The organism is Arthrobacter sp. Y3223164, from assembly GCF_059091005.1.
Genome location: NZ_JBNHGF010000062.1, coordinates 1 through 11,018, shown reverse-complemented (window position 1 = coordinate 11,018; position 11,018 = coordinate 1). Strand labels below are relative to the sequence as shown.

General features: G+C 68.2%; 12 protein-coding genes. 6 read left to right on the top strand and 6 right to left on the bottom strand.

Features of this window, described 5'->3' with window-relative positions; translation table 11 throughout:
• The 6 genes from AC5RUJ_RS05575 to AC5RUJ_RS05550 all read right to left on the bottom strand — a co-directional run.
• A partial coding sequence (locus AC5RUJ_RS05575) for a hypothetical protein (RefSeq protein ID WP_494155654.1) occupies positions 1-277 on the bottom strand: 277 nt, incomplete at its 3' end.
• A 35-nt stretch (positions 278-312) separates the two neighbouring features.
• Positions 313-987, bottom strand: coding sequence for a nicotinamide mononucleotide transporter (locus AC5RUJ_RS05570; RefSeq protein WP_494128810.1), 675 nt, complete (start codon positions 985-987; stop codon positions 313-315).
• A 166-nt stretch (positions 988-1,153) separates the two neighbouring features.
• Positions 1,154-1,783, bottom strand: coding sequence for a TetR/AcrR family transcriptional regulator (locus tag AC5RUJ_RS05565; protein WP_494000614.1), 630 nt, complete (start codon positions 1,781-1,783; stop codon positions 1,154-1,156).
• Positions 1,784-1,869: 86 nt separating this feature from the next.
• Positions 1,870-3,207: a phenylacetate--CoA ligase PaaK gene (paaK, locus tag AC5RUJ_RS05560; protein WP_494076350.1), complete on the bottom strand. Its 1,338-nt coding sequence runs from the start codon at positions 3,205-3,207 to the stop codon at positions 1,870-1,872.
• 78 nt (positions 3,208-3,285) lie between these two features.
• Positions 3,286-3,789, bottom strand: coding sequence for a hotdog fold thioesterase (locus AC5RUJ_RS05555; RefSeq protein WP_494000612.1), 504 nt, complete (start codon positions 3,787-3,789; stop codon positions 3,286-3,288).
• 88 nt (positions 3,790-3,877) lie between these two features.
• Positions 3,878-6,070: a S9 family peptidase gene (locus AC5RUJ_RS05550; RefSeq protein WP_494128802.1), complete on the bottom strand. Its 2,193-nt coding sequence runs from the start codon at positions 6,068-6,070 to the stop codon at positions 3,878-3,880.
• A gap of 192 nt (positions 6,071-6,262) precedes the next feature.
• Here AC5RUJ_RS05550 and paaA point away from each other — a divergent pair, with 192 nt between their 5' ends.
• Genes paaA through AC5RUJ_RS05520 form a run of 6 tightly spaced genes read left to right on the top strand, consistent with a single transcriptional unit; the run spans position 6,263 to position 10,966 of the window.
• Complete coding sequence (paaA, locus tag AC5RUJ_RS05545) at positions 6,263-7,255, top strand: 1,2-phenylacetyl-CoA epoxidase subunit PaaA (protein WP_494000610.1); 993 nt, start codon at positions 6,263-6,265, stop codon at positions 7,253-7,255.
• Between the two features lie 24 nt (positions 7,256-7,279).
• Positions 7,280-7,609: a 1,2-phenylacetyl-CoA epoxidase subunit PaaB gene (gene paaB, locus AC5RUJ_RS05540; protein ID WP_494001295.1), complete on the top strand. Its 330-nt coding sequence runs from the start codon at positions 7,280-7,282 to the stop codon at positions 7,607-7,609.
• The gene (paaC, locus tag AC5RUJ_RS05535) at positions 7,606-8,433 is read left to right on the top strand and encodes a 1,2-phenylacetyl-CoA epoxidase subunit PaaC (protein WP_494000609.1); all 828 of its coding nucleotides are present in this window, start codon (positions 7,606-7,608) and stop codon (positions 8,431-8,433) included. Before paaB ends, paaC begins: the two co-directional genes overlap by 4 nt.
• Before the next feature lie 32 nt (positions 8,434-8,465).
• A complete protein-coding gene (gene paaD / locus AC5RUJ_RS05530; protein ID WP_494025369.1) occupies positions 8,466-9,002 on the top strand; it encodes a 1,2-phenylacetyl-CoA epoxidase subunit PaaD in 537 nt (178 codons plus the stop codon).
• Complete coding sequence (paaE, locus tag AC5RUJ_RS05525; RefSeq protein WP_494000607.1) at positions 9,003-10,157, top strand: 1,2-phenylacetyl-CoA epoxidase subunit PaaE; 1,155 nt, start codon at positions 9,003-9,005, stop codon at positions 10,155-10,157.
• Positions 10,158-10,198: 41 nt separating this feature from the next.
• Positions 10,199-10,966: an enoyl-CoA hydratase/isomerase family protein gene (locus AC5RUJ_RS05520; RefSeq protein WP_494001294.1), complete on the top strand. Its 768-nt coding sequence runs from the start codon at positions 10,199-10,201 to the stop codon at positions 10,964-10,966.
• Positions 10,967-11,018 lie beyond the last annotated feature (52 nt).

Genomic DNA, 11,018 nt, shown 5'->3' with positions numbered 1-11,018 from the left:
GCGCAAGGAGCGGGGCGGCGGACCGCCAGCGCCACGCGCCGTAGCAGGGCAGCAGCAGCGCCACGCCGATCGAGGCATCGACGAAGAACCCGCCGCCGCCGTCGAAAGCCGGCGTAAGCAGCAGCAGGAAGACCAGGGCCTCCTGCACCAGCAGCACGGGCCAGGCCCAGCGGGAGTGGAGGCCGAACAGGAAGACCGTCAGCAGGCCCACCGACGCCTGCAGGTAGCCCACGGAAACCAGCGCGCCGGCAGGACCGTCCAGGACCTTCAAGGCCATGATCCAGTCCATGCCGCCGCCCTCCCGTCAGCTGGTTATGCGGCCCGTCCCGCCGAGCCGGGACCGGGAGCGGCCGGACGACCGGGAGCGGCCGGACGCCCCGGATGCACCGGCGCTAACCGGTGTTTGCTCCGCACCGGCCGCCGCAAGGCCGCCTGCCAGCCCAGGTAACCAAAGACCTGGAGTCCGGCCGCTATCGCGCCGTACAGCGAGACCCAGACCGGTGCGTCCCGGATGGCGGAGAGGAACATGGTGGACAGCGAGAGCGCAACGCCCAGCCACCACGACTGCAGGATGCCGTGGGCGAAGCCCAGGTACATGACGGCCGGGAGTGCGGCCAGCAGGGCGTTGAACAGGTACAGGGGGCCGATCTCGGCAACCGGGGTGACGCCGGCGAACCCGTTGAGCAGGAACAGCAGCAGCAACAGCCCAGCGCCGATTCCCCACTCACGCCCGTGGGCGGAGCGGAGCGGGACACGGACGCCTTCCCGCCGGTACTGGGTCCACTTCCACAGGCCGTAGAGGGCAGCAGCCAGCACAAAAACGGTGCTTGTGTTCAACCGGCCGTAGGGGATCCCGGTGGCCAGCAGCACGGCGGTAGCGGCCACCGGCAGCAACCAGGCCCACGGCACGCGGTAGGCGAACAGGACAATGGCGGCGATCGTGAGCGCCATGCTGAGCGCCGAGACCCACCCGAACTCCCCATCCATATCGATCACGTCCCCATAACATCGAATGGTGAGGTCAGCCTAGCAGGGGAGGACGGCGAATTCAGCAGGTACGCCGGCTCCGTCGGGCGGCCGCGGATCCGCGAGGGTGCGGCCGGCGCTGCCGCCGGGAATCAGGCGTTGGTGCGGGCCGGCGCTGCGCCGGGAGTCAGGCGATGACGCGGGCCGCGGCAGGCAGGTGGAGGCCGTCGAACATCATGGCGATCAGGTCGTCGGCGAGCTTCTGCGGGGACAGCGATCCGCCCGGTTTGTACCACTCGACAATGGAGTTGATCGTGCCGAACAGCAACCTGGCCGTGGTCCTCGGGTCGATGTCCCCGCGCAGGGAGCCCTCGGCCCGGGCGGCGTCCACCAGGTCCGCCACCTTGTGGTCGAACGCGCGCCGGCGGTCCAGCGCGTCGCGTTCGATCTCGGTGTTGCCGCGCAGGCGCAGCAGCAGGGTGACGTAGGGCAGTTTTTCGCACAGGACCTGGACGGTGCCGCGGAGCACGAACTCCAGGCGCGCATCCGCCCGGCCGGCGGAAGCCGACGGGTTTTCGAGCACGCCTTCCAGGCTGCCGAGGGCCTCATCCAGGGCCAGGCGCAGCAGGTCGCCCTTGGAGGGAACGTGGTGGTAGATGGCGCTCTTGGAGATGCCCAGATTCTCGGCGAGGATGCCCATGGAGGTTGCCTCGTAGCCGTGCTTGTTGAACACGGCGACGGCGACGTTCAGCACCGACTGCTGGTCGTAGCCCGGGCGGCCGCGGCGGGCGGTCTCCTGGGTCCTTGTTTTCGCCATTGTCCTATTCTCCCACGACCGTTAGGTCAGTTATGCGGCGGGCGGTGCCTGCACAGGCCTGCTGCCGCCCGCCGCTCCCACATCCGTCAGGCGTTGTCGCGCAGGTCGTAGACCCTGCGCAGCTTGCCGCTGGACCGCGCGAGGGTGCCGGGGTCCGCAACCACGATCTTGCAGCTGGAGCCGACGTGGATCTTGATCTGGCGCTGCAGCTCCCGGGCCGCTTCGGTTGCCTTGGCGGGGGTGCAGTCTTCGCGGCGTTCGATCTTGACGGTGAGCTCGTCCATCCGGTGCGGCCGGCTGATCTCCAGCTGGAAATGCGGGCTCAGGCCGGGGATGCGCAGGGCGATCTCCTCGATCTGGGTGGGGAAGAGGTTCACGCCGCGCAGGATGATCATGTCGTCGGAGCGCCCGGTGATCCGGCCGATGCGGCGCATGTTCGGCCGCCCGGTGCCGGGCAGCAGCCGGGTGAGGTCGTGCGTGCGGTAGCGGATCACCGGCATGGCCTCCTTGGTCAGCGACGTGAACACCAGCTCACCGGACTCGCCGTCGCCCAGCACCCGGTCGGTGAGCGGGTCGACGATTTCCGGCCGGAAGTGGTCCTCCCAGATGGTGGAGCCGTCCTTGTAGTCCACGCATTCGCCGGCGACGCCGGGGCCCATGACCTCGGAGAGTCCGTAGATGTCGCAGGCGTCGATGTCGAGCTTGCCTTCCAGCTCGTGGCGCATCTCATCGGTCCACGGCTCGGCGCCGAGCACGGCGACCTTCAGCGACGTCTTCGCGGGATCGACGCCGGCGTGCTCCATCGCGTCCACGATGGTGAGCAGGTAGGTGGGGGTGCAGAGAATGGCGTCCGGTTCGAAGTCCTGGATCAGCTGGATCTGCTTCTCGGTCTGGCCGCCGGACATGGGGATGACGGTGCAGCCGAGCTTCTCCGCGCCGTAATGTGCCCCGAGCCCGCCGGTGAACAGGCCATAGCCGTAGGCATTGTGGACCTTCCAGCCCTTCTTGACGCCGGAGGCGCGGATGGAGCGCGCGAACAGCGTCTCCCAGTTCTGGATGTCCCGGCGGGTGTAGCCCACCACGGTGGCGCGGCCGGTGGTGCCCGAGGAGGCGTGGATCCGGGCCACTTCCTCCTGCGGCACGGCAAACATGCCGAACGGGTAGGACCGGCGCAGGTCTTCCTTGTCCGTGTAGGGGAACTTGGCCAGGTCGGACAGTTCCTTGAGGTCCTCCGGCCGGACGCCGGCGTCGTCGAACTTCTGCTTGTACATGGGCACGCGCTCATAGGCGTAGGCGACCGTGTGCTGCAGGCGCTTCAGCTGGAGGGCTTCCAGCTCGTCCCGGCTCATCAGCTCCTCCGGGTCGAGGGTGTCCTCGGCGGCGGGAGTGGTCTTGCGGGCTTTCGTACCGGTGGTGGTCGTCATGGGAACGGTCCTTTAATGCGGGTCGGGCAGTGCTGTCGGTGAAGGCTGGGGGCGTCGCTGTCCGGAGCTGCGGCGCAGTCAGGGCTTTCGCTGGTTGCGGGCGGGGTTGGGGACGGTGCGGGAACGGCCGCGGAATTCGAGCAGAACGTCGGCACCGCCGTCCGGTTTCTCCTGGGTGACGGTGATGTCGTACAGGCCGCTCCGCCCCGTCTGGTTGACCAGCCGGGCGGTCGCGGTCAGCAGCCGGCCGGCGAATCCCGGGTTGAGGAAATTGACGTCGACGCCGGAGGCCACCGTGATGGTGCTGCCGTCGCCGTCGGGGTCGTTGCAGGCCAGCGCGAAGGCCACGTCGGCGAACGCGAACACCATGCCGCCCTGCGCCATGCCGAAGCCGTTGAGCATCTCTTCGCGCAGCCGCATCTCGATCACGACGTCGCCAAACTCCGCCTTCACGACTTCCACGCCCATCCAGCGTGCGGCCTGGTCGTTGACGAAGGCCGGGTGCACGGGCCGTTCGCCCGGCTGCAGCTCGTTGCTTTCCGCCGGAACGTCCCGGGAAGTGTCGACGTCGATGTCCGTCATGGAAGCCCCTCGCTGTTCATTACCGAATGTTCATTAGGTAATCCTGATTTGTGATTCAAGTCAAGGCGGCCGGGGATCGCCGGGCGGGTTAGGCCAGCTCGGTGGCGCCGATCGCGTCGAGGGCGAAGGCGTAATCCCAGGCCCGGTCCTTCCAGGCCTCGTACCGTCCGGACGCGCCGCCGTGGCCGGCGTCCATCTCGGTCTTGAGCACGATCGGTTCGGTGCCGGTTGTGGCCTCCCGGAGGGCCGCCACCCACTTGGCCGGCTCCACGTACAGCACCCGGGTGTCGTTGAAGCTGGTGACCGCGGCGATCTTCGGATACGCGGCCGGCCTGACATTCTCGTAGGGCGTGTACGACTTCATGTACGCGTAGGTCTCGGGGTCCGTGATCGGGTTGCCCCACTCCTCCCACTCCAGCGCCGAAAGCGGCAGGTCCGGGTCCAGGATCGAGGTCAGCGCGTCGACGAAGGGCACCTGCGCCACGATCGCCGCGTACTTCTCCGGCGCCAGGTTGGCGACGGCGCCCATCAGCAGGCCGCCGGCGGAGCCGCCCATGGCCGCGATCCGTCCCGGATCCGCCCAGCCCGAGGCCGCCAGCCACTCGGTGGCGGCGACGAAGTCCGTGAAGGTGTTCTTCTTACGCAGCTTCTTGCCGTCCTCGTACCAGTGCCGGCCCATCTCGCCGCCGCCGCGAACGTGCGCCACCACGTAGACCACGCCGCGGTCCAGCAGCGACAGCCGCGCCGTGCTGAACGCCGGGTCCATGCTCACCTCGTAGCTGCCGTAGGCGTAGACCAGCGCCGGGTTGCTGCCGTCACGCGGCACCGAGGCCTTGCGGACCACCGACAGCGGAATCCTCGTGCCGTCCGCCGCGGCCGCCCACTCCCGCCCGGCCACGTAGTCCGCCGGGTCGTAGCCGCCGAGCACCGGCGTTTCCTTGCGCAGGTGCAGCGTGCCGGTGGCCAGCTCGTAGTCGTAGATCCGCGGCGGCGTCAGGAACGAGGTGTAGGCCAGCCGGATCACCGGCGCCTCGTAGTCGGAACCGCCGACGCCGGCGGTGAACAATTCCTCGTCGAATGCCGGCTCCGCCGGGGCAGCCTGCCCGGCCGTGCCCAAACCGACCAGGGGCAGCACCTGCACGCGCTCGATGGTGTCCTGGCGGATGGACAGCACCATATGGGTGGCGGTCACCCCGGCCCCGTTGACCCGCACGGCGTCGTCGTGCTCCACCACGGTGTCCCAGTGCTGCTCGGCCAGGGGCTTGGAGAACTCCGCGAGGTCGGCCAGCGAGACCATCGAGTTCACCGCGTCCTTGTTGTGGGTCAGCAGCACCTTCTCGGCACCGTCCAGCAGGAACGGCTCGGCGTCGTACAGCACCCGCTCGCCGCGCGGGATCAGCGTCCGCAGCCCGGCTTCCGGGTCGGAGAAGTCCAGCAGGCGCGTCTCGGAGTATTCGGAACAGCCGATCCCGATCACCAGGTGCCGGCGGTCGGAGGAGAGCTCGAACCCCATCCACATGGCCGGGTCGTCTTCCTGGTAAATCACGACGTCGGAGGCCGCCGGCGTGCCGATGGTGTGCGCCTTGATCTGGAACGGGCGCCAGGACTCGTCTACCACCGTGTAGAACACGCGGCTGCCGTCGGGATCGAACGCCAACGAGTAGAAGACGTTCTCCACGACGTCGTCCAACAGGTCGCCGGTGTCCAGGTCCTTGATCCTCAGGGTGAAGCGCTCGTCGCCGGCGAAGTCGGCGGCGTAGGCGTAGAGGCTGCCGTCTACGGTCACGGCAGAGCCGCCCAGCGAAAAGAACGGCTTGCCCTCGGCCTCGGCATTGCCGTCCAGCAGCACCTGCTCGCCGGGCACGGGCCGGCCGGCGTCGACCTGCGGGGGAGTCCAATCGGCTGCCCGGTCGCCGGTGTCCGCGGCCCGGACCCGGCACTGGATGCCGTACTGCTTGCCCTCTTCCATCCGGCCGTAGTACCACCAGCCGTCCTTGCGGACCGGAACCGACAGGTCCGTTTCCTGGGTGCGGTTCTTGATTTCATTGAAAATGGCCTCGCGCAACGGCTGCTGGTGCCCGGTGACCGCCGCCGTGTAGGCGTTCTCCGCCTCCAGGTGCGCAACCACCTCCGGGCTCTCCTTGTCCCGCAGCCACTCATAGTTGTCCACGAAGACGTCGCCGTGATGGGAGCGCTCGACGGGAACCTTGCGGGGCGACGGCGGTTCCGGCAGGGCTGCGGGGGAGGAGGCGGGGACGGTTTCGGCGGGGCTGTGCGTCATGCCACCAATATATAGAGCCCGCCCGCCCCGCCGGACGGGTTCGGCTGAGGGTGGAAGCACCGGGCCGGAAGTTATCCCGGCTGATCCCTGACGGCCGCCCTTGGCCTTGACGGTTGCGGAAAATGCGCTATATCCTGAACGAACGGTCGGTAATTATTTCGCGGCCGGATTTCGTACAGTGAGGTGACCATCGTGGCAACGCAGACCCAGGCCGGCGACTCCCAGTTGCACGCCGTGCCGTCCCCCGAGGACGAGGCCGGGAAGGCCTACTTTGACAAGATCATTGCCGAGGACTCCCGGATCGAGCCGGCCGACTGGATGCCGGAGAAGTACCGCAAGACACTGGTCCGCCAGATGTCCCAGCACGCGCACTCCGAGATCATCGGCATGCAGCCGGAGGCGAACTGGATTACCCGCGCGCCCAGCCTGAAGCGCAAGGCCATCCTGATGGCCAAGGTGCAGGACGAGGCCGGCCACGGCCTGTACCTCTACTCCGCCACCGAGACCCTGGGCACGCCCCGGCACGTCCTCAACCAGCAGCTGCTCGAGGGCAAGGCCAAGTACTCCTCGATCTTCAACTACCCGGCCAACAGCTGGGCGGACATGGGGGCCATCGGCTGGCTCGTCGACGGCGCCGCGATCGCCAACCAGGTGCCGCTGTGCCGGGCCTCCTACGGCCCCTACGGCCGGGCCATGGTACGGATCTGCAAGGAAGAGTCCTTCCACCAGCGGCAGGGCTTCGAGATCCTGCTGGAACTGGCCAACGGCACCCCGGCGCAGAAGCAGATGGCCCAGGACGCGGTCAACCGCTTCTACGCCCCGGCGCTGATGATGTTCGGCCCCACGGACACCGACTCCCCGAACTCGCAGCAGTCGATGGCCTGGAACATCAAGCGCTTCTCCAACGACGAGCTGCGCTCGCGGTTCGTGGGGATGATCCAGGAACAGGTCAAGGTCCTGGGCCTGACCCTGCCCGATGACAAAATCCGCTACAACGAGGAAACCGGCATGTGGGAGCACGGCGAACTCAACTGGGACGAATTCTACGAAGTCCTCGCCGGCCGCGGCCCCTGCAACGCGCAGCGGATGGAACGCCGCCGCGAGGCACACGAGAACGGCGCCTGGGTGCGCGAAGCAGCAGCCGCCTACGCGGACAAGAAGGCACAGAAAGCACAGGTGGCCTGAATGGCAACTGGAGACCAGACCGCAATGGCCCGACCCGTGGAGACGGCGACGGCGGAAGCCGCGTCGTCCGACAAGCAGCCCTGGCCGCTGTGGGAAGTATTCGTCCGCTCCTCGCGCGGGCTCTCCCACGTGCACGCCGGTTCGCTGCACGCCCCGGACGCCGAGATGGCCGTGCGCAACGCGCGGGATCTTTACACCAGGCGCAACGAAGGCGTCTCCCTCTGGGTGGTGCCGGCGTCGGCCATCGTGGCCAGCGATCCTGACGCGAAGGGCGAGTTCTTCGAATCGCCCAAGGGCAAGGACTACCGCCATGCCACGTACTACACGAAGAGCGAAGGGGTGAAGCACCTGTGAGCGGCGAAAGCGCCACCCGGATCACGCCGGGCAACGCCCTGCGCCCGGAGGACATTGCCGCGCAGGTGACCGAAGGCACGAAGGCCAGCCACGACGTCGGCGAGTACGCGTTGCGCCTCGGCGACGACGCCCTGATCCTGGCCCAGCGGCTGGGCTGGTGGATCTCCCGCGCGCCGGAGTTGGAAGAGGACGTCGCGCTCGCCAACATCGCGCTGGACCAGATCGGCCACGCCCGGTCGTTTCTGACCTACGCCGGCTCCGCCTGGGGCAAGTCCGAAGACGACCTGGCTTACTGGCGCGGGGAGAACGAATTCCGCTCCAGCTACCTCGTCGAACAGCCCAACGGCGACTTCGGCAGGACGATCGCCCGCCAGTTGGTCATCGCCACGTACCAGCACGAGCTGTACTCGCGGCTGGTCGATTCACAGGACGAGACCCTGGCGGCCATCGCGGCCAAGGCGCTGAAGGAAGTGGACTACCACCGCGACCACGCGGCGCAGTGGACGCTGCGGCTGGGCGACGGCACGGAAGAGTCGCACCGGCGCATCGCCGCCGGCTTCCTCTCCATCTGGCCCTACGTGGAGCAGTTGTTCCTGGACGATGAGCTGATCGACCGGCTGCCCGGCATCGCGGTGCGGCCCTCGGAACTGCGCGAAGGCTTCGACGCCTTCATCGCGGACGTCTTCGCGGAGGCAACCCTGGAGGTCCCGGACGTCCAGCCCGCCATGACGGACAAGACCCGCGTCAAACACAGTGAACACCTGGGCTACCTGCTGGCTGAGATGCAGGTGCTGGCCCGCGAACACCCCGGCGCCACCTGGTAACCAGGCCGGCCATCGGAGTAACGGAGCTATTCATGTCCACCAATACGGCCCAACGGCCGGCAGGAACCGAAGCGGCGCGCGTCTGGGACGTCGCGGCCACCGTCTGTGATCCGGAGATCCCCGTGCTGAGCATCGAGGACCTGGGCATCCTGCGGTCCGTGTCGGTGCTGGATGAAACGGACGACGGCGGGCGGCCCGCCGTCGAGGTGACCATCACCCCGACCTACTCCGGCTGCCCGGCCATGGACGCCATCCGCGACGACGTCGTCGCCGCGCTGGCGTCCGAGGGCTACGCCGACGTCCGGGTGAAGCAGGTGCTGGCCCCGGCCTGGACCACGGACTGGATGACCGCCGAGGGCAAGGCCAAGCTGAACGAGTACGGCATCGCCCCGCCGTCGGGCATGGCGCCGGTCCGCACCGGACCGGTCAGGCTGGGCCTGAGCGTCAAGTGCCCGCGCTGCGATTCCCTCAACACCCGCGAGCTGTCCCGCTACGGCTCCACGTCGTGCAAGGCGCTGTACCAGTGCAACGACTGCCATGAACCCTTCGACTACTTCAAGGTGCTCTAGATGACTACTTCCACCACGGAGGCCACGGCCGTCAAGCGCCGCGCCACCTTCCACCCGCTGACCGTCGCCGAGGTCCGCAAGCTCACGGACGAGGCCGTCGAGGTCACGTTCGAGGTGCCGGAGGAACTGCACGGCCAGTACGATTACGTGCCCGGCCAGTACGTGGCGCTGCGCACCACGCTCGAAGGCCAGGAAATCCGGCGCAGCTACTCCATCTGCGCCGAGCCGAAGCCGGGCGAAATCCGGGTGGCGATCAAGCGCGACATCGGCGGATTGTTCTCGAACTGGGCCAACGACCACCTCAAGGCCGGGGACGTCCTGGACGTCATGAGCCCCACCGGCGCCTTCATCTCCAAGCACCAGATGACGGAGATCAACCACCCCGAACAGATCAATGCCGACGCCGGGGCCACCTTCGTGGCGTTCGCCGCCGGGTCCGGCATCACGCCGGTGATCTCGATCGCGCGGACCGTGCTGGCCGCCAGCGACAGCGTTCGGTTCGACCTGGTCTACGCGAACAAGGCCGCCATGGACGTGATGTTCGTGGAGGAACTGGCCGACCTGAAGGACAAATACCCCACCCGCTTCGCGCTGCACCACGTGCTCTCCCGCGAACAGCGCATTTCGCCGCTGCTTTCCGGCAGGATCGACGCCGAGAAGCTGACCAGTCTGTTCGACAACGTGCTCCGCACCGACGACGTGGACGAATGGTTCCTCTGCGGCCCCTACGAACTGGTGCAGCTGTGCCGCGACACCCTGGCCGAACGCGGCGTGCCGGCCGAGAAGATCCGCTTCGAGCTGTTCAGCACCGGCGAGCCGACCAAACCGCAGGGCAACATCGGCCGGCCGGTGCAGCTCGACCCCAGCGCGGACAACTACGAGATCAACTTCCGGCTGGACGGGCTCTCCGGCACGGTCGCTTCGCCCAAGCATGCCCGGGAGTCGGTGCTCAACGCCGCGCTGCGCGTCCGCCCGGACGTTCCGTTCGCCTGCGCCGGCGGCGTCTGCGGCACCTGCCGCGCCAAGGTTGTCTCCGGCACGTTCACCATGGAGGAGAACTACGCGCTGGAACCGGACGAGATCGAGCGCGGCTACGTGCTGACCTGCCAGACCCACCCCACCGGCGACGAAATCACCGTCGACTACGACGCCTGACCGATCTTAAACAGCACCGACCCCGAAGGAGTCCCATGAGCATGATTGAGCTGTCCATCCAGGACAACATCGCCGAAGTGGTGCTCAACGCACCAGGCAAGATGAATGCGCTGGACGAACAGGCGGTCCATGATCTGGGCAAGGCGTACGACGACGCCGCCGCCGCCGGCGTCCGGGCGCTGCTGCTCCGCGGCGAGGGCCGCGGCTTCTGCGCCGGCCGCGACATCTCGGCGGTGGACCCGGCCACCGACGATGCCTACGGTTACCTGTCCGGCGTCGTCACCCCGGTGCTGAGGAAGATGGCGGAGTTCCCCGCACCGACCTTCGCCGCCGCGCAGGGGGCGGCGCTCGGCGTCGGGCTCGGCCTGCTGATCGCCACCGATGTGGTGTACGTGGCCGACAGCGCCAAGATCGGCTCGCCGTTCGCCAACCTGGGGGCCACCCTGGATTCGGGCGGGCACTGGCTGTTCACCGAGCGGCTCGGTGCGCACCGCACGCTGGACCTGATCTACACCGCCGAGCTGATGAGCGGCGAGGAAGCGGTGAGGGCCGGGCTGTTCAGCCGGGCCATGCCGGCGGACGAGCTGTTGGAGACCACCCGCGGCATCGTGGGCAAGGTGGCCCAGGGCGCCACCGGCGCCTTCCGGGCGTCCAAGGAGCTGGTCGCGAACATCCGCGACCAGCGGCTGGGCTTGTGGCTCGCCACCGAAGAGGAAAACGCCGCGCAGGGCCGGCTGTGCAAGAGCGACGACTACGCCGAAGGCTTCAAGGCCTTCCAGGAGAAGCGCAAGCCGGTCTTCAAGGGCTGACGGCGGGCCGAGGCCGGTGCCGCGCGGCTAGCCCGGTGCCGCGCGGCTAGCC